Source organism: Mesorhizobium sp. M1A.F.Ca.IN.022.06.1.1 (assembly GCF_003952605.1).
Taxonomy (GTDB): domain Bacteria; phylum Pseudomonadota; class Alphaproteobacteria; order Rhizobiales; family Rhizobiaceae; genus Mesorhizobium.
The window spans coordinates 3,099,717-3,117,472 of record NZ_CP034455.1 but is presented as its reverse complement, the minus strand read 5'-3'; the positions used below and the strand labels follow the sequence as shown (position 1 = coordinate 3,117,472).

Below are 17,756 nucleotides of genomic sequence, written 5' to 3'. Positions count from 1 at the left end.
TGGGCCTCGTGTGGCGCCAATGCGTGGGCGAACAGTCATCAGCCGGCAAATTGGCATTGCTCAATGGGGCTGATGTCACGAAATGTGATCGGGCGCCTATAGGGATCGACCGGTTACACGTTCCAGCCACCTCAAGAGCCAGAGGACAGCCCATGACCCAACCTGAGATCCGCTTCCGTACCAGCCAGCTCGAGGAGAATGACGGCCCGCCCGTCAATCCTACCGACAACCGCACGATGGGCGAGATCATCGCCGCGCGCTTCTCGCGCCGCGACTTCCTCAGGGGTTCGCTGGCTGTCTCGGCCATCGCCGCCACCGTGAGCCCGCTGGCGCTCGTCGCGGCAGACGAGGCGCGCGCCGCCGAGGTCTCGGCCTTCAAATTCGACGAGCTGGAGGCCGGCATCGACGACAAGCACCACGTCGCGCCGGGCTACGATGCCGACGTGCTCTTGCGCTGGGGCGACCCGCTCTTTACCGATTCGCCGGAATTCGACCCGGCAAAACAAACGGCCGGAGCCCAGGCAAGACAGTTCGGCTACAACAACGACTATATCGGTTATATCCCGATCGACGGCTCGGCCGAGCATGGCCTGTTGGTCGTCAACCACGAATACACCAACCCGCATCTGATGTTCCCCGGCATCGTCAAGATCGTCGACAAGGACGGCAAGAAGGCCGCCGAAGTGGCGCCGCTCAGCAAGGAGCAGGTCGATGTCGAGATGGCGGCGCACGGCGGCAGCATCGTCGAGATCCGCAAGGAGGGCGGCAAATGGCAGGTGGTGCGTGACGGCAAGCTCAACCGCCGCATCATGTCCACCACCGAAATGGCGCTGTCCGGTCCGGTAGCCGGCCATGATCGCGTCAAGACCAATGCCGACCCGTCTGGCACCAAGGTCTTCGGCACCCTCAACAACTGTGCCGGCGGCGTCACGCCCCGGGGGCACCTATGTGATGGCCGAGGAGAACATCCACGGCTATTTCTCGGGCGAGCTGCCGGAAGGCCACAAGGAGGCCGCCAACTACAAGCGTCTCGGCATTCCGGAGGGCGCCTATGAATGGGGCGCGCATTACGATCGCTTCAACCTCGCCAAGGAACCGAACGAGCCCAACCGCTTCGGCTGGGTCGTCGAGGTCGACGTCAACGACCCGAATTCGGTGCCGAGGAAGCGAACCGCCATGGGTCGCTTCAAGCATGAAGGCGCCGAATCGATCGTCACCAAGGATGGCCGCGTCGTCTTCTATCTCGGCGACGACGAGCGCTTCGACTATGTCTACAAATTCGTCACCAAAGGTACGTTCAATCCGAACGACCGCGCCGCCAACATGACCCTGCTCGACGAGGGCACACTGCATGTCGCCAAATTCGCCGAGGACGGCTCGGTCGAATGGATGCCGATCGTGTTCGGCGAAGGTCCGCTGACGGCGGAAAACGGTTTCGCCAGCCAGGCCGACGTTCTGATCGAGACGCGTCGCGCCGCCGACCTGCTCGGCGCCACCAAGATGGACCGGCCGGAAGACATCCAGCCCAATGCCGGCAACGGCAAGGTCTATGTCATGCTGACCAACAATTCCAAGCGCAAGGCCGACCAGGTCGACGCCGCCAATCCGCGCGCGGCGAACGCCTTCGGCCACATCATCGAGATCGTCGAAGACGGCGGCGACTTCGCCGCCACCAAGGGCAAGTGGGAAGTGCTGCTGAAGTGCGGCGATCCTTCGGTGGCCGATGTCGGCGCCACCTTCTCGACTGCCACCACCGCCAATGGCTGGTTCGGCATGCCGGACAATTGTGCCGTCGACTCGGCCGGCCGCCTGTGGGTCGCGACCGACGGCCAGGGCCCGAAGGCCACCGGCCGTACCGACGGCCTGTGGGCGGTCGACACCGAGGGCGCGGCGCGGGCGACCTCAAAGCTGTTCTTCCGCGTGCCGATCGGCGCCGAGATGTGCGGCCCGCTATTCGCGCCGGACGACCAGACCGCCTTCGTCGCCGTCCAGCATCCGGGCGATGGCGGCGAGGACTGGGAAGCTTTTGGCCGCCCCTCCTATTACGAGGATCCATCGACCCGGTGGCCGGACTTCAAGCCGGACATGCCGGTGCGTCCGGCGGTCGTTGCCATCACCAAGCAGGGCGGCGGCAAGATCGCGGTCTGATTGGCGACTCGCTTAAGCAGGGGAAGGGTTGCGGTGATCCGCGACCCTCCTCACCTTGCGATTACTCCACGCCTCGGACCACGGCCATGTTCAGGGTGGTTCTCAACCGGAAGCCGATAGCCTCGTAGAGGCCGATGGCCGGAGCATTGCTGTCATAGGCGTGCAGGTATGGAACCTCGCCCCGCGCCATGATCCGGTTCGCCACGAACAGCGACAGCAGCCTGGCAAGGCCGCCGCCGCGGAAATCCGGATGCGTGCACACGCCGCTGAGCTCGGAGTAGCCGGGCTGCTTCATGCGCTCGCCGGCCATCGCCGCGAGCCTGCCGTCGATCTTCACGCCCCAGAACTCGCCGAGGCTCAAGGCTTCGAGCGTGAACGGGCCGGGCTTGGTGAGCGATGCCAGAGCGAGCATCTCGGCCGCATCGTCCGGCGTCAGTCGCTGCACGCGCTCGTCGGAGACCGCCTCAAGCCGCTGCTCGGCAACCATCTGCACCAGGGACGCGGTCGAAACCGCGGCAAGTTCCGAAGGCAGAGCGATCGGGTCCGTCTGAACCAGGATGGCGCTTTCAAGCGGCGGGAGCAGCTTGCCCAGAGATTGCAGGCTTTCCGCATCGTCCGCGGCTGTGGCGGCGAAGGGAACGATCGAAGGCCGGTACCGCTTGGCGAGGGTATCGCCTTCCGCAAAGGCCTGGTGGCGCGTCGCCAACGCGCTCCAGATCGGACGGTCGAGAACATGTTTCATTGTGCGACGGCCTTGGGCGCGACTGCCTTGGCCTTGTCCGCCCGGCGGTCGAGCGGGGTCGCGGCCAATCGATCCTCGATGGCGGCGAGCTGGCCAAGCAGCGGCCCGGAGAGGTCCGCGCACAATTCCGCGACCGCGCCCTCGATGCGCGGCCAGACGTCGTGCTTCGCGGCATCGACCAGCCGCTGGCCGTCCGCGGAGAGGGAAACGATCCGGCGCCGCTGGTCGTCATCCGATTGTGCGACCTCGACCAGGCCGAGCTCGGTGAGCAGCGACACGGCCCGCGTCACGCCCGGCTGCGCGATGCCGAGCGACTGCGCCAGTTCGCCGACCGGCAGCGGCCCCAGCCTGTCGAGCGCGGCGAGCAGCGGATACTGACTCGACTGGATCCGCACATCCAGGCGATCGAGCACGCGCTGCGTGTCGGCCTGCAACTGCTCGCCAATGCGCTTCAGCCTGCTGCCGAGGCAGAGAAAGCCGAGGGACCTCAGAACATCTTCCATCGTCGAACTGCCGGAACGAAAAGGATAACATGATATATAACCTTGCATGGAAATTGGCAATATGGTTTCACGATGCAGCCGGAGCGCCGGCTTTGGCCGGTAGACATTCCCTCTTCATTCGCCGCCGATAGCATCCTATATGGCGCTGGCGCGACATGACCGATCCGTCGCGCCAAGGCGACTGATTCGAGGCCCGTGGGCTCCGGGTCTTTCTTCATCGGCATGCGGACGCTTGATGCCATCCCTGCGCATCCATATCGACAGGTTTCTTGACGGCGCGGCGCCCAAGGTGCCGCGGCGCGAGCTGACGCATCTCGAGCGCCTGGAGCTGGTGCGGCGCCATGGCGACTTCTCGCTCGCCTATTCCACCGCCGTGCAGCAGAAGCTGTCCTACTTCAGCGAAGGCGATGGCTACATCGCATTCGGCACCAAGATGAAGCACCATTTCGCGCTGGGCGATCCGGTCGTCGATCCGCCGGACCGGCCGGGCTACATCAAGCGCTTCGTCGAGGCCGCCGGCGGCCCCTGGTTCGTTCAGATAAGCGCCGCCACGGCAAAGGTGCTGGCCGGGTTCGGCTATCAGATCAATCGGCTGGGCGTCGACACAAGGCTGCAGCTGCCGGCGCATGATTTCTCCGGCAAGCGCAACGAGACCGTGCGCTATTCGGAGCGCTGGCTGGCGAAGAAGGGCTTCACCTTCGCCGAGGACAGGGCCAACATGCTGCTCGACGAGGTTTCCCGGCTGTCCGAGAATTGGCGCGGCGAGCGCATCGTCAAACGCTGGGAGATGGGCTTCCTCAACCGCCCTTTCGCCGACCATCTCGGCGCCGACATGCGCCGCTTCGTCCTCCACGGCCCGCAGGGCGAACTCGTCGCCATCCTCGATTTCGACCCGCTGTTCAGCAATGGCGAGGTCATCGGCTATACCACCGCCTTCAAGCGCAAGCAGGTCGACGCCACGCCGCATGCCGAGATCGGCCTGACCAAATTCGCCGTCGACCGCTTTCGCGAGGAGGGCGTTTCGGTGGTCACGCTTGGCCTGTCGCCGCTGCTCGACGTCGAACCGAGCGGCTTTGCCGAATCGAGCTTCTGGCGCAGCACCTTCCGGCGCGCCTACGAGTCGCCCTGGGTCAACCGCTCGCGCTTCAACCTGCAGGGCCAGGCCGCCTTCAAGCGCCGCTTCCACGGGCTGGAGGAGCCGACCTACATTGCCTTCCGCAAGGGAACGCTGATGGAGATGCTTGGACTGCTGCGGCTGATCAAGGCGATTTAGCGGAACCGCGAACGTCTGCGATTGGCCGCAGCGTTGCAGGCGGCAGGCGTTTCGACCAATCACTTTAGGCTCGCGATCACTCGAGCACCAACACGACGTCCCTTCAATTCCTCAGCCTGTACCCCGTGCGGAAAATCCACGCCACGATCGCGATGCAGGCGGCCAGGAACACCAGCGTCATGCCGAGGCTGACGCCGACCGAGACGTCCGCTTTGCCGTAGAAACTCCAGCGGAACCCGCTGATCAGGTAGACGACCGGGTTGAACAGCGTGATCGTCTTCCAGATGCCGGGCAGCATATGGATCGAATAGAAGCTGCCGCCCAGAAAGGTGAGCGGCGTGACGATCAGCAGCGGCACCAGCTGCAGCTGCTCGAAGGTCTTGGCCCAGATGCCGATGATGAAGCCGAACAGGCTGAAGGTTACCGCCGTCAGCACCAGGAAGGCGATCATCCAGAACGGGTGCTCGATCCTGAGCGGCACGAACAGCGCCGCGGTCGCCAAGATGATCAGCCCGAGCATGATCGATTTGGTCGCCGCGCCCCCGACATAGGCGATGATGATCTCGAGATAGGAGACCGGCGCCGACAAGAGCTCGTAGATCGAGCCGACGAATTTCGGGAAATAGATCGCGAACGACGCGTTCGAGATCGACTGCGTCAAAAGCGAAAGCATCATCAGCCCCGGCACGATGAAGGCGCCGTAGCTGATGCCGTCGATCTCGGTGATGCGCGAGCCGATCGCCGAGCCGAAGACGACGAAATAGAGCGATGTCGAGATCACCGGCGAGACGATGCTTTGCAGCACCGTGCGGAACGCACGCGCCATCTCCATCCGGTAGATCGCCCACACTGCACGAAGGTTCATAGCCGCGTGGCGGTTCATGGCTCTTGCCTCAGCAGATTGACGAAGATCTCTTCGAGCGTGCTGTTCTTGGTGTCGAGGTCGTGAAACTGAATGCCTGCGGCCTCGAGATCGCGGATCAGCGAGGCGACGCCCGGCCGGTCGCTCTGGCTGTCATAGGTGTAGGTGAGTTCGTTGCCGTCCGCCGACAGCTCCAGCGCATAGCGCGACAGGCCCTCGGGCAACGCGTCGAGCGGCGCGCGCAGCTCCAGCGTCATCTGCTTGCGGCCGAGCTTGCGCATCAACTCGGCCTTGCCTTCGACCAGGATGATCTCGCCGCGGTTGATGACGCCGACCCGGTCGGCCATCGCTTCGGCCTCCTCGATGTAATGCGTGGTCAGAATGATGGTGACGCCGTCCTCGCGCAGCTGCCTGACCATCGCCCACATGTCCTGGCGCAGCTCGACGTCGACGCCCGCCGTCGGCTCGTCGAGGAACAGCACGCGCGGTTCGTGCGACAGCGCCTTGGCAATCATCAGTCGGCGCTTCATGCCGCCCGATAGCGTGATGGCCTTGGCGTCCTTCTTGTCCCAAAGCGAGAGATCGCGCAGCACCTTCTCGACGAAAGCCTTGTCGGGCGCCTTGCCGAACAGGCCGCGGCTGTAGTTCACCGTCGCCCAGACCGTCTCGAAGGCGTCGATGGTGAGCTCCTGCGGCACCAGCCCGATCAGGCTGCGCGCCGCGCGGTAGTCCCTGCCGATGTCGTGACCGTCGACGGTGACACTGCCCGACGAGCGGTTGACGATGCCGCAGACGATCGAGATCAGCGTCGTCTTGCCGGCGCCGTTCGGCCCGAGCAGGGCGAAGATCTCGCCGCGCTCGATGTCGAGGTTGATTTCCTTCAGCGCCTTGAAACCGGTGGCATAGGTTTTCGTGACGCCGGAGATGGAGATGATGGGTGACATGCTGAAATATGGCCGGCTGGAAAACGTGACCTGATATAGGTCGGATGTCGTTTTATGCAAATCGGCAATCGACCGTGCTCCTGACAGTTCTCGACAGTCGCCGCCGCTCGCGGCCTCCCACGGCGCCGGCAAGCTGTCACGCGATGCGTGTGTCCATGACCGCCCGGCGCTGCGACAACGCGCCTCGCGTGACGCCGCGCCGCTTTGACCGATGCGTGTTCGAAGCCTATCCTTCAAGCCTGAATTGCAGCCGGAGCCCAGCATGGACCCGCTCATCCTGTCGCGCATCCAGTTCGGCGCGAATATTTCGTTCCATATCCTGTTTCCGGCGATCACCATTGCACTTGGCTGGGTGCTTCTCTTCTTCAAGCTCCGCTACAACGCCACCGGCGACTCGGCCTGGATGCGCGCTTATTTCACCTGGGTGAAGGTGTTCGCGCTGTCCTTCGCCATGGGCGTGGTTTCGGGCGTCACCATGAGCTTCCAGTTCGGCACCAACTGGCCGGGCTATATGGAAACGGTCGGCAACATCGCCGGGCCGCTCCTTGCCTATGAGGTGCTGACCGCCTTCTTTCTCGAGGCGGCCTTCCTCGGCATCATGCTGTTCGGCTTCCGCCGCGTCTCCAACCGCATCCACACGCTGGCAACCGTGCTGGTCGCGGGCGGCACCACGGTTTCCGCCTTCTGGATCATCGCGCTGAACTCCTGGATGCAGACGCCGGCCGGCTTCGAGATGATCGACGGCAAGGCGCATGCCCTCGACTGGTGGGCGGTCATCTTCAATCCGTCCATGCCCTACCGGCTGGTCCACATGCTGCTCGCCTCCGGGCTCACGGTCTCCTTCCTGATCGCCGGCTGCTCGGCGCTGCGCTACCTTTATGGCGACCGCTCGGAATCGATGTGGAAGGCGCTGCGCACCGGCGTCTTCGCCGCCGCCATCCTGATTCCGATCCAGATCTTTGCCGGCGACCAGCACGGCTTGAACACGCTCGAGCACCAGCCGCAGAAAATCGCCGCCATGGAAGCGAACTGGAACACCGGCGCCCACGTGCCGCTGGTGCTGTTCGCGCTGCCCGACGAGGCGGCCAAGGAAAACAGGTTTGAGCTCGCCATTCCCGACGGCGCCAGCCTGATCCTGCGCCACAGCACAAGCGGCGTCGTGCCCGGCCTCAACGACTATCCGGGCAACCACCCGCCGGTCTTCCCGGTGTTCTGGGGTTTCCGCGTCATGGTCGGCACCGGCATCCTGATGCTCATCGTCTCCTGGTCGGCGGCCTTCTTCCTCAAGCGTCGCCGCAGCCTGCCTAAGCCGCTGGCCCTGATCATGGTTCCGATGGCGCTGTCCGGCTGGCTGGCGACGCTGGCCGGCTGGTACACGACCGAGATCGGCCGCCAGCCCTGGCTGGTCACCGGGATATTGAAGACGGCGGATGCCGTCGGCCCGGTCGCCGGCAGCCATGTCGCGCTGACCCTGGCCGTCTATCTCATCCTCTATGTGCTGCTCTTGATCGCCTATCTCGGCGTGCTGGTGCATCTCGCGCTGAAGGCGGCCAAGGAAGGCGACACCTCGCCGTTGCCCGGCGTCATGAACGCCGCGATGTCGCAGCCGGCCGCCGGAGAGTGAACATGCAGGAGCAAGACAAGCGGTACGGTCGGTTCGATGCGGGCCTTTCTTCTGAGGTCGGCGCTGTCACTCACCTGACCGCCGGCACGGGTGCTTCAAACAGTATGGCCGTCTGTCGGACCAATCTCGGTTGGAGGAAAGAAAGATGACCTTCGACTGGCCCACCGCGCTTCCGCTGATCTTCGCCGGCCTGATGGGCCTCGCCATCCTGATCTACGTCATTCTCGACGGTTTCGATCTCGGCATCGGCATCCTGTTCGCAGGCGCCGAAGATGCCGAGCAGGACACGATGATCGCCGCGATCGGCCCGTTCTGGGACGCCAACGAGACCTGGCTGGTGCTGGCGGTCGGGCTCTTGCTGGTCGCCTTCCCGATGGCGCACGGCACCATCCTCACCGCGCTCTATATCCCGGTGTTCCTGCTGCTGGTCGGCTTGATCCTGCGCGGCGTTGCCTTCGATTTCCGCGCCAAGGTGCCGGCCGGCAAGAAGCACCGCTGGAACCGGATCTTCTTTTTGGGCTCCACCATGGCCTCGCTGGCGCAGGGCTATATGCTCGGCGTCTATGTGCTCGGCCTCGATGTCGGCTTTGGCGGCATGGCCTTCGGCGCGCTGGTCGCGCTCTGCCTATCGGCGGCCTACGCCGCCATGGGCTCGGCCTGGCTGATCTACAAGACCGAGGGCGACCTGCAAGGAAAGGCGGTGCGCTGGCTGCGCGTCACGCTGGTGCTGACTGCGCTCGGCATGGTCGCGGTCTCTTTGGCCACGCCCTTCGCCAGCCCGCGCATCTTCGACAGATGGTTCCTCTGGCCGGAGATCCTCTATCTCTCGCCGCTGCCGATCGTATCGGGGCTCCTGTTCCTGTGGCTGTGGCGGCAGACGTTTCATCTGCCCAAGTCCGACGACCGGCATGCGCTGCGGCCGTTCCTGACCCTGGCCGCCATCTTCGCGCTCGGCTTCGCCGGGCTTGCCTGGTCGTTCTATCCCTATGTCGTGCCCGACAAGCTGACGATCTGGCAGGCCGCCTCGGCGCCGGAGAGCCTGGCCTTCATCCTGGTCGGCACCGTCGTCGTGCTGCCGATCATCATTTTCTATTCGTTCTACGCCTATCGCGTGTTCGGCGGCAAGGCGACGGATCTGACCTACGATTGAGGAGAGGCGTTGGTGACGGCGTCTTTCTCCCCGTCACCATACGGGGAGAAATGCCCGGCAGGGCAATGAGGGGCAGCGCAAACCTGTCAAGCAAAGCGGCGGCCCGTTCCTGCAAATGCCGGCGCCGCCCCTCATCCGCCTGCCGGCACCTTCTCCCCGTATAGTGACGGGGAGAAGGCCTAAGATGGTCATCCTCAGCTCTTGCTACTTGCCAGCACCAGCACCGGCTTCTCGCTGTAGAGCGCGGGAAACAGCGCTTTCAAATTCTCGATCTTCGGCAGGTCGTTGTAGACGATATAGGGGTAGGTCGGGTTCAGCGTCAGGAAATCCTGATGGTAATCCTCGGCCGGATAAAAGGTCTTGCCGGTCTCCAGCGTCGTCACGATCGGCTTCGAAAACACCTTGGCCTTGTCGAGCTGGGCGATGTAGCTTTCGGCGATCTTCTTCTGCTCGTCGTTCTCGGCAAAGATCGTCGAGCGGTACTGCGTGCCCTGGTCCGGCCCCTGATAGTTGAGCTGCGTCGGATTGTGCGCGACCGAGAAATAGACCTGCAGCAACTGGCCATAGGTGACCTTCGACGGATCGTAGGTGATCTCGACCGATTCCGCATGGCCGGTGCGGCCGGTGCCGACGACCTCGTAGACGGCGTTCTCGGCGCTGCCGCCGGCGTAGCCGGAGACGGCCTTGCTGACGCCCTTGACGTGCTGGAACACGCCCTGCACGCCCCAAAAGCAGCCGCCGGCGAAGATCGCTTTCTCCGTGCCGCTGGCGGACTTTTCATCCAAAACCGGCGGCGGGATCACCACCGCGTCCTCGGCCGAACGCGCCGGCGTCTGCCAGAAGACGGCCGCGGCCGCCGTCAGCACCAGCGCTGCAAGCGGGGCCAGCGAGCGCCGCGCCGCCTTTTTTTCGATGCCGTTCATATCGGATCTCCTTGTTCGTTGTTCCATTATATACGATGCAAGCCGCCGCTGGTTTCTCACTTTGCCGTGCGGCGGCTGCTGGCCGGCGGCGATTGTTGCCAAGAGACCGGGGCCGCTGACTTATTGCGCCGGCGCCATCGCGTCGGCAGGCTTCATCGCATCCGTCGCGGGCTTCATCGCATCCGCGGGCTTCATGGCATCCGTGGCGGGTTTCATCGCCTGGGACGCCATCGCATCGGGCTTCATTTTATCCGCGGGCTTCATCGCGCCGGTCGGCATCATAGCACCGGTCGCCGGCTTCATCGTTTCCGTCGCCATCGCATTGGCGGGCTTCATCGCGTCGGTCGTGTCGTCGGCGCGGGCGCCGGCAACGAACGCGGCAGCGGCAAGCGCGAAGGCCAGCGTCGGCAGCGTAAGGAATTTGGTCATGCTAGTTCTCCTTGGGTTGCGGCGCGCGGATGCGGCCCGATGGTGCGCTGCCGCCTGCCGCGGCCCCGCGCGAAAAGAAAAGTCAGTTTGCCGCGGCGGCCAGGATCGGCCCGCCGGCCGGCGTCTGCACCAGCACTGCCGTGCTCAAGCCCCCCGATGCCGCAGGCAGCGGCAGCGTCGTCGTCTCGCCGTTCCAGCGGCCGAGCCTCTGCAGCGAATGCACGACATTGGCATGCGGCAGCGTGCGTCCGGTGTTCTCGCCGCGCGCCACCGGCACCTCGACAACGCGTTTGTCGTAGCGCACCAGCCAGACATCGGCCGCGCCACCGGGCGCCGTGCCGGCGCCGATGCTCACCTTGCCGTCGCCGAGCGAGAGCGCCGGACCCTTGGCGTGCGGGGTTGTCGAGATCAGCCGCTCGATCTCGCCGGGCGCCGCACCGACGGCGTCGGCGCTGCCGTTCACCACCACCTGCGACGTGAACGGCCCGTCATGGCCGAGCGGCGGCTCGTAGGCGACCTGGCGCTGGGTGAATTCCTGCCGGCCGAAACTGTCCTTCCAGCCGAGATAGTCCCAGTAGGTGACGTTGAAGGACAGCGCCAGCACGCCCGGACGGTCCTTGATCTTGATCAGATTGGCATTGGCCGGCGGGCAGGACGAGCAGCCCTGGCTGGTGAACAGCTCGACCACGGTAAGCGGCTCGGCGGAAGCGGCATCGAGCGTGGCGGCAAGCGCAGCAAATGCCGCGCCGGCAAGCAGGCCGATCCTTGTCTTCAATCCGGTCATGGGAAGCAGTCTCCGTAGCGGGGCGATGCTCCCATTTCGCCGCCGCGGAGGACTTCGTTACAGCTTCACCGGTTTGTGATTGAGAGGCGCCTTCCCCTTCTCCCCTTGTGGGAGAAGGTGGATCGGCGCGCAGCGCCGAGACGGATGAGGGGCGCTCCAGCGGAGTGAGACGCTCGCGAGCGCGTCTGCTAGATTCTTGTCTAGAATTAAGGCGCCGCCAAGCTGGAGCACCCCTCATCCGTCGCCTTCGGCGACACCTTCTCCCACAAGGGGAGAAGGGAGGGCGCTACTGCGTCAGCACCGTCTCGGACGGCCGCTGGTTGAACGCGCATTTGCCGGTCACGGTATAGAAGAAGTCGGCATTGGAAACCGGCGCCGGCACAGGGTTGCCGCCGTCTTCCCAGGCCTGGTAGCCGGTCTGGCCGCAGGGCACTGAGGTGAAGATGTCGACTTTCTGGCCGGTCGCGACCTCGGGCATATCGGTGGCGCTGGTGCCGATATAGAGCCGGTTCGAGGTGTTGGGATCGTTCGACTTCAGCACCTTCGGGTTGCCCGAGGGAACGTTCATTTGCAGATAGAGCTGGTCCATCTGGCTGACATCGATCACCGCGCCGGCGCCGTTGGCCGGATAGAAGGTATCGGCGCAGGTCGTGACGTACTTGTTGCTGCCGCTGGTCTGGGTGATCGCCCCGCTCGGCAGATTGTTGAAATTGTCGACCGTCGAGGTCGTGCAGACCTGTTTCTGCACCACGGTCTTCGTCGATCCGTTGATAGTGCTGACGGTGGTTGTGCCGTAGCCCTTCGGGTCGCCATAGCCGTTGTAGTTATAGCTGATCGTCATCAGCGGCTTGGCCTTGGTCTGGCCGAACTGAGTGCCGTAGAGGGTCATCGTCTTGTTCCAGTAGCCCGACACCTTCGTCACCTTGAAGGTGGACTGCACCAGCGCCGGCGCCTTGCGCACCGAGGAGCCGACGCCGACATCGACCGAATTGATCCTCGCGATCTGCATGAAACTGGTCGGCATCGGATAGGCCGCCGTGGCGCTGAACGTCGCCGTGCCGTCGGCGGCGACGTTGACGGCGGTGAGCGTCGCGTCGCCCAGCCCGCTATTGGCGACATAGGCCTGTTGCAGCGCCGTCTGGCGATCGGCCTTCGAGGTCGTGGTCGGCAGCGTGGTGATCGACAGGATCGCGGCATCCAGCGCCTGCTGCATGTTGCTCCTGGTCGTCACCGCCGAGGTGTAGTCGACGGAAAAGCCGACCGCGAGCAGCAACGGGATCGCCAACAGTGCAATCATCGGCAGCATCGAGCCGCCTTGCGATCGAACGAAATCTCTTGCCGACGAGAACATGCCCCAACCCCATACACACCGGCAATGCAACCTGCCTGCCACCAGAGGTGGAGATATGCCCAAAATGAGTGCATGAAAGTTTAAGTGGATTTGAATTTTTGCGCGGAGGCGCCCTAGCCTTCAAACGCTTGCGCTGCCCCTCACCTGCCTGCCGGCATCCTCTCCCCGTGTGGTAACGGGGAGAGGGGCGCCCCCATCGACGATTTCGCCAATTTGGAACGCTGCAAGAAAGGTACCGAGGCGGCGGCCAGCCCCATCTCCCCGTCACTTACGGGGAGAAGTGCCCGGCAGGGCGATGAGGGGCAGCGCCGGCCTCCGATCATTGGCCGTGTTCAGACATTGGCGAGCGTGTTTGCCTGCTCTGCTCCGATCTCCCCGGGCCCACCGCTTGCCCCTTAAACCCGCCCCTGCTAAAGCGCGCCGCATGACGACGCCCCTCGACCACATCCGCAATTTCTCCATCGTCGCCCATATCGACCATGGCAAATCCACGCTTGCCGACCGGCTGATCCAGCTCACCGGCGCGCTGGAGGAGCGCGACATGAAGGAGCAGGTGCTGGACTCGATGGACATCGAGCGCGAGCGCGGCATCACCATCAAGGCCCAGACCGTTCGGCTGAACTACCGCGCCAAAAACGGCGAGGACTACGTGTTGAACCTCATCGACACGCCCGGCCATGTCGACTTCGCCTATGAAGTTTCGCGCTCTTTGGCCGCCTGCGAGGGCTCGCTGCTGGTGGTCGACGCCAGCCAAGGCGTCGAGGCGCAGACGCTCGCCAATGTCTACCAGGCGATCGACAACAACCACGAGATCGTCGTGGTGCTGAACAAGGTCGACCTGCCGGCGGCCGAGCCCGAGCGCATCCGCGAGCAGGTCGAGGAGGTGATCGGCCTCGACGCCTCCAACGCGGTGCTGATCTCGGCCAAGACCGGCCTTGGCGTGCCGGACGTGCTGGAGGCGATCGTCCACCAGCTGCCGCCGCCGCGCGAGGGCGACATTTCGGCACCCCTGAAAGCCATGCTGGTCGACAGCTGGTACGACGCCTATCTCGGCGTCATCGTGCTGGTCCGCGTCATCGACGGCGTGATGAAGAAGGGCCAGACCATCCGCATGATGGGCACGGGCGCAAAATATCTCGTCGAGCGCACCGGCGTCTTCAAGCCGGCCCGCGTCAATGTCGACGAACTCGGCCCCGGCGAGTTCGGCTTCTTCACCGGCTCGATCAAGGAAGTGGCCGACACCCGCGTCGGCGACACCATCACCGAGGACCGCCGCCCGACGCAAAAGGCCCTGCCCGGCTTCAAGCCGGCGCAGCCGGTGGTGTTCTGCGGCCTGTTCCCGGTCGACGCCGCCGATTTCGAGGACCTGCGCGCCGCCGTCGGCAAGCTGCGCCTCAACGACGCCTCCTTCTCCTACGAAATGGAGACGTCGGCCGCGCTCGGCTTCGGCTTCCGCTGCGGCTTCCTCGGGCTGTTGCATCTGGAGATCATCCAGGAGCGGCTGGAGCGCGAGTTCAACCTCGACCTCATCGCCACCGCGCCCAGCGTCGTCTACCGCATGAACCTCATCGACGGCACGGTGAAGGAGCTGCACAACCCGGCCGACATGCCCGACGTGGTCAAGATCGCCTCGATCGAGGAGCCGTGGATCCGCGCCACCATCCTCACCCCTGACGACTATCTCGGCGGCATCCTGAAGCTTTGTCAGGACAGGCGCGGCATCCAGGCCGATCTCTCCTATGTCGGCAAGCGCGCCATGCTGACTTACGATTTGCCGCTCAATGAGGTGGTGTTCGACTTCTACGACCGGCTGAAGTCGATCTCCAAGGGCTACGCCTCCTTCGACTATCACCTGACCAACTATCGCGAGGGCGACCTGGTGAAGATGTCGATCCTGGTCAATGACGAGCCGGTCGACGCTTTGTCCATGCTGGTGCACCGGTCGGCGGCGGAAAAGCGCGGCCGCGCCATGTGCGAGAAGCTGAAGGAACTGATCCCGCAGCACCTGTTCAAGATCCCGATCCAGGCCGCCATCGGCGGCCGCATCATCGCCCGCGAGACCGTCTCGGCGCTCAGGAAGGACGTCACCGCCAAATGCTACGGCGGCGACGTGACCCGCAAGCGCAAGCTGCTCGACAAGCAGAAAGAGGGCAAGAAGCGGATGAGGCAGTTCGGCAAGGTAGATATTCCGCAGGAAGCGTTTATCCAGGCCTTGAAGATGGGGGATTGAGAAAGGATGGAGCTTTAGTGCAGGTATTCCCTATTTGAATTTAAGAAAGGTGGCTTTATCTGCCCGGCTTGGAGCGAGCGGTCCATTTCTTCCAAGTCCTCAATCATAGAATCGCGGTCAACATACCGATAGCGCCATGAGCTAAAAATTCTTCCAGGGCCCAAAGACCGCTTTGCGTTAGCTATATACGAACGAGCGGTCGTGTAATCATCTGATAGCGCGTAGCACAGTGCCAAACATTGAAAATAGTTTGCCCCGTGCGGGCTAATCTCCTTTTTGTCGGATGACACCAAGTAGGTTATAAGCTCATAGGGCGGGGTCCCATTCAGTCCCCATTCGGCCATGGCAAAATTAAATATCGCAGGGGTATCGCCACCCGAAACCAGCTCAGACCTGTCCGATGATATGAAGCTCACTGCATCTGCGAACTGTCCGAGCCCAATGAGTGTAAGCGCAAAATGATTTCTGACGAAATCGTTGGTAGCCTGTTCATTATTAATGAGGGATCGCTCGAAAATCTTATAAGCTATTTTTAGCCCGTTTGTCTCGGTCATCAACACCTCTGATAGCCTGGACAGATCCGAAGATTCTAAGTTTAGAAGAGCAGGCGAAACCTCCAAAGCCCTGTACCAGTCGGGATCGATGGCCCTTAAGGCTTCTATAGCCGACGTCAATTCGATCGGTCGTGTGGTCTCGGAGGCGACCACTGCCAACAAGTCGTCTCTAGCCTCAGCCACTCGTGATTGGCTCATAAGGTTAAAGGCGCGCCGCAGATGCACGTTGGCAGAATTGTAACCCGCCGTAAGCGCGTCATTCAGGGCATTTAATTCATTAGACAGATTGCCAAGGGATTTATAGACGGTGGCCAAGACCCACGCCACCTCGCCATCCGCTGAGTGGATGCGACCAATCTCATCGAGCAGACCGATCGTTTTCGTGTCCCAAGGTTTGCTATCCGCTCTCCTGCGACCATTGCGGCCCTCGCCATACTCAAGATGTCGTCTGAGCCTCTGAAGCGAAGAAAGAGCACCTTCCCGATCTTCGATGTTAAGCTGTACAATAGATTTCGTAAGGCCACGATATTCCTCGGCCAATCTCGAGTTAGGCCTGGATAGCGTGAATATGCTTTGATCAATCAAAGACATGCTATCATAATGATGAATCACGGCAGAGGCCTCATCATACTTGAGACGTTCGCTAGCTAACTCCATCATATGCTTCAAGATGCCTTCCTCATCATCGAGGTCCGGAACGTTTGATGGCACAAACAAGAGCTCGGTCTTTCGAGATCGAATGAGAGAATCGATTCGTATCTCACTTGCTATAGATTCAAGTCCGAAAATGTTCTGTTCATTTGGAAAGAACATAACGACCACTACGTCCGCAAGTTGGCGAGTGCAAATCCCGCCAACATCGGTGTAACCAGTTCTGCTATCTACCAGAACGTAGTCAAAGTTTCGATGGTCGTCTTTAAGTTGCTGACGCAGGTCCTCGAAAAGGAGATATCCATCGCGATTGACGTAAAGGTCTTGCCAATCGATTGAAGCTAGCTTTGCTCCATAGCTCTCACCTCTGCGGCCTGCCGGAAATGCCCAGACTGGACGAATTTCGCCGTCGGTGGAGAAAGAGCATTCGACGATAAAGTCAGAAGCATTAGGAGCCTTAAGGGTTTCAGCAAATTCGGAAACATAGTCAACAATTCCAGGACACTCACTCGAATGCTGAAAAGGTCTATAAGTGGAGATACCAGGTGCCTCCAAGTCAAAATCTAAGATCAAAACACGCCGGCCACGCTTCGTCAGCTCGGCCGCGGTGTTCATGAGAGCCATCGTTCGGCCAACGCCGCCTTTGTACGAATAAAATGTTATCACAAACATTCAGGCGACCGCCTCTAAGTTCCGGCGAAGCCTGAATATTTTAGCATCGCTTATTGCGCGTTCTGACAGCGGCGTACGGAAAGATGGCTCCAAAGGAGGCATGCCATCATTTAAAAGCTGGATGAAACGAAAGTTTTGCGGCATGCGAAGCAGGCGCAAATATCGATCTGCGGACAGATTCTGTATTTGATGGGCGCTTTCCCAACGTTTGATAGAGGCCACACCAAAACCGGTCAGTTCTGCAAACTGCTCCTGCGTTAGCCCGTAAGAATCCCGAATCGCCCAAACCTCCTTAGGTGCGAGGCGGCCCAGATGTAAGCAAACAGCTTCATGCCGAAGGTCTTCCGCCTCGCCTCCGGTAAAGCTCTCTCCGCATTTAATGCACGACCAAACAGGCACGTTTGCGGTCAATATTACTGCATCGTCTCCTGAGCCGTACGGAAACTGCTCGGTCTGTATCGTCTTGACCAGAGCCTTCGCCCCGCAGAGTTCACAAGTTTGGGAGTCGGTGGTCATGCACGTCCCTTTCGTCGTTCGATCAGAACAAACGATCTCTTCACAATGGTGCCCTTTGGAGGGTTGTCTTCGTGAAAGCTTCGGCCAACTACTTTGTCGGAGCCCATCTGAAGCTTTACATAAATAGCTTCAACCGCCGCATGGCCGGCCACTTTAAAGACAAAGCCTGTCTTTCCGGGTGGATGATCCAGTACGATGGTTTCAACCGGGCATCCGCTTTCAAGGCAATCAGCGATGTATTCCCATGCCGAATCATCGGTAAAATACTCCTCCGGGGACCGAGGATCCCTAAGAGTTCTTGGCTGCCATCTGGTCGGCGCATCGGGCGTGAACAGGGCCACCCTAGTTCGCCTTGAGCGACATCGGGCTACCATCAGCTTGCGGACTTGGAGGCTTATGT

At 62.1% G+C, this 17,756-nt stretch carries 15 protein-coding genes and 1 pseudogene; 5 read left to right on the top strand and 11 right to left on the bottom strand.

The genetic code is table 11. The annotated features are described in order from the left end of the window. Positions 1-152 precede the first annotated feature (152 nt). Positions 153-2,148, top strand: a pseudogene (locus tag EJ078_RS14740) (PhoX family phosphatase). Positions 2,149-2,209: 61 nt separating this feature from the next. Here EJ078_RS14740 and EJ078_RS14735 read toward each other — a convergent pair. After that, entirely contained in the window at positions 2,210-2,890 is a 681-nt protein-coding gene (locus tag EJ078_RS14735; protein ID WP_095825063.1) for a GNAT family N-acetyltransferase, read from the bottom strand. Beyond that, a complete protein-coding gene (locus tag EJ078_RS14730; RefSeq protein ID WP_095825062.1) occupies positions 2,887-3,393 on the bottom strand; it encodes a MarR family transcriptional regulator in 507 nt (168 codons plus the stop codon). Before EJ078_RS14730 ends, EJ078_RS14735 begins: the two co-directional genes overlap by 4 nt. A gap of 235 nt (positions 3,394-3,628) precedes the next feature. Here EJ078_RS14730 and EJ078_RS14725 point away from each other — a divergent pair, with 235 nt between their 5' ends. Beyond that, positions 3,629-4,666 carry a phosphatidylglycerol lysyltransferase domain-containing protein gene (locus EJ078_RS14725; RefSeq protein ID WP_095825061.1) on the top strand — a complete coding sequence of 346 codons (1,038 nt, stop codon included), beginning with the start codon at positions 3,629-3,631 and terminating at the stop codon, positions 4,664-4,666. A 103-nt stretch (positions 4,667-4,769) separates the two neighbouring features. On the opposite strand, the gene EJ078_RS14720 is transcribed toward EJ078_RS14725, so the two are convergent. Both EJ078_RS14720 and EJ078_RS14715 read right to left on the bottom strand, forming a co-directional pair. Then, positions 4,770-5,531 carry an ABC transporter permease gene (locus EJ078_RS14720; protein WP_067003307.1) on the bottom strand — a complete coding sequence of 254 codons (762 nt, stop codon included), beginning with the start codon at positions 5,529-5,531 and terminating at the stop codon, positions 4,770-4,772. A 14-nt stretch (positions 5,532-5,545) separates the two neighbouring features. Continuing rightward, the gene (locus EJ078_RS14715) at positions 5,546-6,472 is read right to left on the bottom strand and encodes an ABC transporter ATP-binding protein (RefSeq protein ID WP_127213836.1); all 927 of its coding nucleotides are present in this window, start codon (positions 6,470-6,472) and stop codon (positions 5,546-5,548) included. A gap of 262 nt (positions 6,473-6,734) precedes the next feature. On the opposite strand from EJ078_RS14715, the gene EJ078_RS14710 reads away from it, so the two are divergent. Next, positions 6,735-8,096 (top strand): cytochrome ubiquinol oxidase subunit I, encoded by a 1,362-nt coding sequence (locus tag EJ078_RS14710; protein ID WP_127325792.1) that lies wholly within the window; start codon positions 6,735-6,737, stop codon positions 8,094-8,096. 145 nt (positions 8,097-8,241) lie between these two features. Then, positions 8,242-9,246, top strand: a complete 1,005-nt coding sequence (locus EJ078_RS14705; RefSeq protein WP_127213838.1) for a cytochrome d ubiquinol oxidase subunit II — start codon at positions 8,242-8,244, stop codon at positions 9,244-9,246. Between the two features lie 194 nt (positions 9,247-9,440). Here EJ078_RS14705 and msrA read toward each other — a convergent pair whose 3' ends face one another. From msrA to EJ078_RS14685, 4 genes are all read right to left on the bottom strand, one after another. Further along, complete coding sequence (gene msrA, locus EJ078_RS14700; RefSeq protein WP_127213839.1) at positions 9,441-10,169, bottom strand: peptide-methionine (S)-S-oxide reductase MsrA; 729 nt, start codon at positions 10,167-10,169, stop codon at positions 9,441-9,443. Between the two features lie 120 nt (positions 10,170-10,289). After that, a complete protein-coding gene (locus EJ078_RS14695; RefSeq protein WP_127847120.1) occupies positions 10,290-10,598 on the bottom strand; it encodes a hypothetical protein in 309 nt (102 codons plus the stop codon). Positions 10,599-10,680: 82 nt separating this feature from the next. Further along, the gene (locus EJ078_RS14690) at positions 10,681-11,382 is read right to left on the bottom strand and encodes a DUF1223 domain-containing protein (protein ID WP_127847119.1); all 702 of its coding nucleotides are present in this window, start codon (positions 11,380-11,382) and stop codon (positions 10,681-10,683) included. A 286-nt stretch (positions 11,383-11,668) separates the two neighbouring features. Then, entirely contained in the window at positions 11,669-12,688 is a 1,020-nt protein-coding gene (locus EJ078_RS14685; protein WP_306462654.1) for a pilus assembly protein TadG-related protein, read from the bottom strand. 469 nt (positions 12,689-13,157) lie between these two features. Here EJ078_RS14685 and lepA point away from each other — a divergent pair, with 469 nt between their 5' ends. Continuing rightward, positions 13,158-14,963, top strand: coding sequence for a translation elongation factor 4 (lepA, locus tag EJ078_RS14680; RefSeq protein WP_127213843.1), 1,806 nt, complete (start codon positions 13,158-13,160; stop codon positions 14,961-14,963). A gap of 14 nt (positions 14,964-14,977) precedes the next feature. Here lepA and EJ078_RS14675 read toward each other — a convergent pair whose 3' ends face one another. The 3 genes from EJ078_RS14675 to EJ078_RS14665 are packed head-to-tail and all read right to left on the bottom strand — an operon-like array spanning position 14,978 to position 17,697. Continuing rightward, positions 14,978-16,840 (bottom strand): ParA family protein, encoded by a 1,863-nt coding sequence (locus EJ078_RS14675; RefSeq protein ID WP_127213844.1) that lies wholly within the window; start codon positions 16,838-16,840, stop codon positions 14,978-14,980. Next, the gene (locus EJ078_RS14670; RefSeq protein ID WP_127213845.1) at positions 16,841-17,356 is read right to left on the bottom strand and encodes a type II TA system antitoxin MqsA family protein; all 516 of its coding nucleotides are present in this window, start codon (positions 17,354-17,356) and stop codon (positions 16,841-16,843) included. Then, on the bottom strand, positions 17,353-17,697 hold the full coding sequence (locus tag EJ078_RS14665) for a hypothetical protein (RefSeq protein ID WP_127213846.1): 345 nt from the start codon (positions 17,695-17,697) through the stop codon (positions 17,353-17,355). The genes EJ078_RS14670 and EJ078_RS14665 overlap by 4 nt, the downstream gene beginning before the upstream one ends. Positions 17,698-17,756: the final 59 nt, after the last annotated feature.

Excerpts from the sequence above, each read along its gene's own strand:
- EJ078_RS14735 (WP_095825063.1), bottom strand. The coding sequence starts at position 2,890 with ATGAAACATGTTCTCGACCGTCCGATCTGGAGCGCGTTGGCGACGCGC.
- EJ078_RS14730 (WP_095825062.1), bottom strand. The coding sequence starts at position 3,393 with ATGGAAGATGTTCTGAGGTCCCTCGGCTTTCTCTGCCTCGGCAGCAGG.
- EJ078_RS14725 (WP_095825061.1), top strand. The coding sequence starts at position 3,629 with ATGCCATCCCTGCGCATCCATATCGACAGGTTTCTTGACGGCGCGGCG.
- EJ078_RS14720 (WP_067003307.1), bottom strand. The coding sequence starts at position 5,531 with ATGAACCTTCGTGCAGTGTGGGCGATCTACCGGATGGAGATGGCGCGT.
- EJ078_RS14715 (WP_127213836.1), bottom strand. The coding sequence starts at position 6,472 with ATGTCACCCATCATCTCCATCTCCGGCGTCACGAAAACCTATGCCACC.
- EJ078_RS14710 (WP_127325792.1), top strand. The coding sequence starts at position 6,735 with ATGGACCCGCTCATCCTGTCGCGCATCCAGTTCGGCGCGAATATTTCG.
- EJ078_RS14705 (WP_127213838.1), top strand. The coding sequence starts at position 8,242 with ATGACCTTCGACTGGCCCACCGCGCTTCCGCTGATCTTCGCCGGCCTG.
- msrA (WP_127213839.1), bottom strand. The coding sequence starts at position 10,169 with ATGAACGGCATCGAAAAAAAGGCGGCGCGGCGCTCGCTGGCCCCGCTT.
- EJ078_RS14695 (WP_127847120.1), bottom strand. The coding sequence starts at position 10,598 with ATGACCAAATTCCTTACGCTGCCGACGCTGGCCTTCGCGCTTGCCGCT.
- EJ078_RS14690 (WP_127847119.1), bottom strand. The coding sequence starts at position 11,382 with ATGACCGGATTGAAGACAAGGATCGGCCTGCTTGCCGGCGCGGCATTT.
- EJ078_RS14685 (WP_306462654.1), bottom strand. The coding sequence starts at position 12,688 with ATGCTGCCGATGATTGCACTGTTGGCGATCCCGTTGCTGCTCGCGGTC.
- lepA (WP_127213843.1), top strand. The coding sequence starts at position 13,158 with ATGACGACGCCCCTCGACCACATCCGCAATTTCTCCATCGTCGCCCAT.
- EJ078_RS14675 (WP_127213844.1), bottom strand. The coding sequence starts at position 16,840 with ATGTTTGTGATAACATTTTATTCGTACAAAGGCGGCGTTGGCCGAACG.
- EJ078_RS14670 (WP_127213845.1), bottom strand. The coding sequence starts at position 17,356 with ATGACCACCGACTCCCAAACTTGTGAACTCTGCGGGGCGAAGGCTCTG.